The organism is Streptomyces sp. col6, from assembly GCF_008042035.1.
GTDB lineage: Bacteria > Actinomycetota > Actinomycetes > Streptomycetales > Streptomycetaceae > Streptomyces.
Window position 1 is genome coordinate 1 of the sequence record NZ_RDBL01000087.1, and the last position, 1,922, is coordinate 1,922.

The following is a 1,922-nucleotide window of genomic DNA, read 5'->3' on the forward strand; positions in this document are numbered from 1 at the left end:
CCCCGCCCCCGGACCGGCCGCACCCGCCGGCCAGGGCTAACCTGCGGTGCAGCCAGCAGCCCCGCCCCCATACCGAGTCCCTGTTCCGAGGAGGACCCGAGGTGCCGCAGACCGCCGACGAACCGGACGCCGTGGCGGTACGGACCTGGTGCTCCCTGGCCCTGGACGCCCTCGGCCGGGAACGCGAGGCGATCGACGCGATCAACGTCTACCCGGTCGCCGACGGGGACACCGGCACCAACCTCTACCTGACCGTGGAATCCGCGGCGGCGGCCGTCGAGGCGGTCTTCGCCGCCCATGAGACCGGCACCTCGGTCCCCTCCGCCGCCGACGCGGTACGCGCCATGGCCCACGGCGCCCTCATCGGTGCCCGGGGCAACTCCGGCACGATCCTCGCCCAGCTCCTGCGCGGCATGGCCGGCGTCCTCGCGGAGGGCACCGGCGGCGACCGGATGCGCCTGGCGCTCGACCGGGCCGCCGTCTGGGCCCGCGAGGCGGTCGCCCACCCCGTCGAGGGCACCGTCCTCACCGTCGCCGACCGGGCCGCGGCCGCCGCCGGACGCGCGGCGCCCGGCGCGGACACCGCCGAGGTGGCACGGGCCGCCTACGAGGGGGCGCGCGCCGCCCTGGACGCCACCCCCGGACAGCTTCCCGCCCTCGCCAGGGCCGGGGTCGTCGACGCCGGGGGGCGCGGCCTCGTGACCCTGCTCGGAGCCCTGGTCGAGGCCGTCTCGGGCCGGGCCCCCGAGCAGCCGTACGAGACCTCCGTCCCGTTCGTCCCGCCGCCCGCCGACGACGCGGAGTGCCCGGCCGACGGGGACGCGGGCGGTCCCGCCTTCGAGGTCATCTATCTGCTGGAGGCCGGCGACGAGGCCGTCGAGCGCCTGCGCACCCGGCTCGACGCGCTCGGTGACTCCCTCGTGGTGGTCGGCGGCGACGGCCTGTGGAACGTCCACGTCCACGTGGACGACGCGGGCGCCGCCGTGGAGGCGGGTGTCGAGGCCGGCCGGCCGTACCGCATCCGGATCACCCACTTCGCCGCCGACCGCGCGCACGCCCGCCCCGAACCCGCCGGGCGCGCGGTCGTCGTGGTCGTCCCGGGCGACGGGCTGGCCGCCCTGTGCCGCGAGGCCGGCGCGACCACCGTGCTCGCCCGGCCTGGCGAACCGCCCGCCAGCGGCGAACTCGTCGACGCGATCCGCCGCGCCCACGCCCGCGAGGTGGTCCTGCTGCCCAACGACGGCGACCTGCGCCACACCGCCGCTGCCGCCGCCGAACAGGCCAGGGCCCAGGGCGTCCGGGTCGCCCTCATCCCGACCCGGGCCGCCGTCCAGGGCATCGCGGCCCTCGCCGTCCACGAACCGGACCGCAGCTTCGACGAGGACGTGGTCGCCATGACCGCGGCGGCCGGTGCCACCCGCTACGCCGAACTGGCCGTCGCCGAACGGCAGTCCTGGACCTCGGCGGGCATCTGCCAGGCCGGCGACATCCTCGGCCTCATCGACGGCGACGTGGCCGTCATCGGCCAGGACGTCCCCGCCACCGCCCGCAAGGTCCTGGACCGCATGCTCGCGGCCGGCGGCGAACTGGTCACCCTGGTCCTCGGCGAGCACACCCCGGCCACCCTGGCGGACTCCCTGGAACAGCACGTCCGCGAAGCCCACTTGGCCGTGGACACCACGACGTACGCGGGCGGCCACCAGGGCGCACCGCTCCTGATCGGGGTGGAGTAACGGGGGCGCATTCAAGCCCGTCCGGCGTTTGAGGACGAGACGGCGCGCCGGACGACCCGGGCGCTGCAAGCCTCCCGGCCCGCCGACTCGGCGCTGCTGAACCGCGCGTTCCTGGGGCTCCTGGAGTGGGCCGCGCCCCCGGCCGCACCGCCGTCCGCACCGCCGTCCGCACCGCCCGGCACCGACCGT

Annotated in this window: 1 protein-coding gene; it reads left to right on the forward strand. The window is 77.3% G+C overall.

Annotated features, from left to right (window positions below; translation table 11 throughout):
• Positions 1 to 101: 101 nt before the first annotated feature.
• Positions 102 to 1,733 carry a DAK2 domain-containing protein gene (locus EAO73_RS35635; RefSeq protein ID WP_147975663.1) on the forward strand — a complete coding sequence of 544 codons (1,632 nt, stop codon included), beginning with the start codon at positions 102 to 104 and terminating at the stop codon, positions 1,731 to 1,733.
• The last annotated feature ends 189 nt before the right edge of the window (positions 1,734 to 1,922 follow it).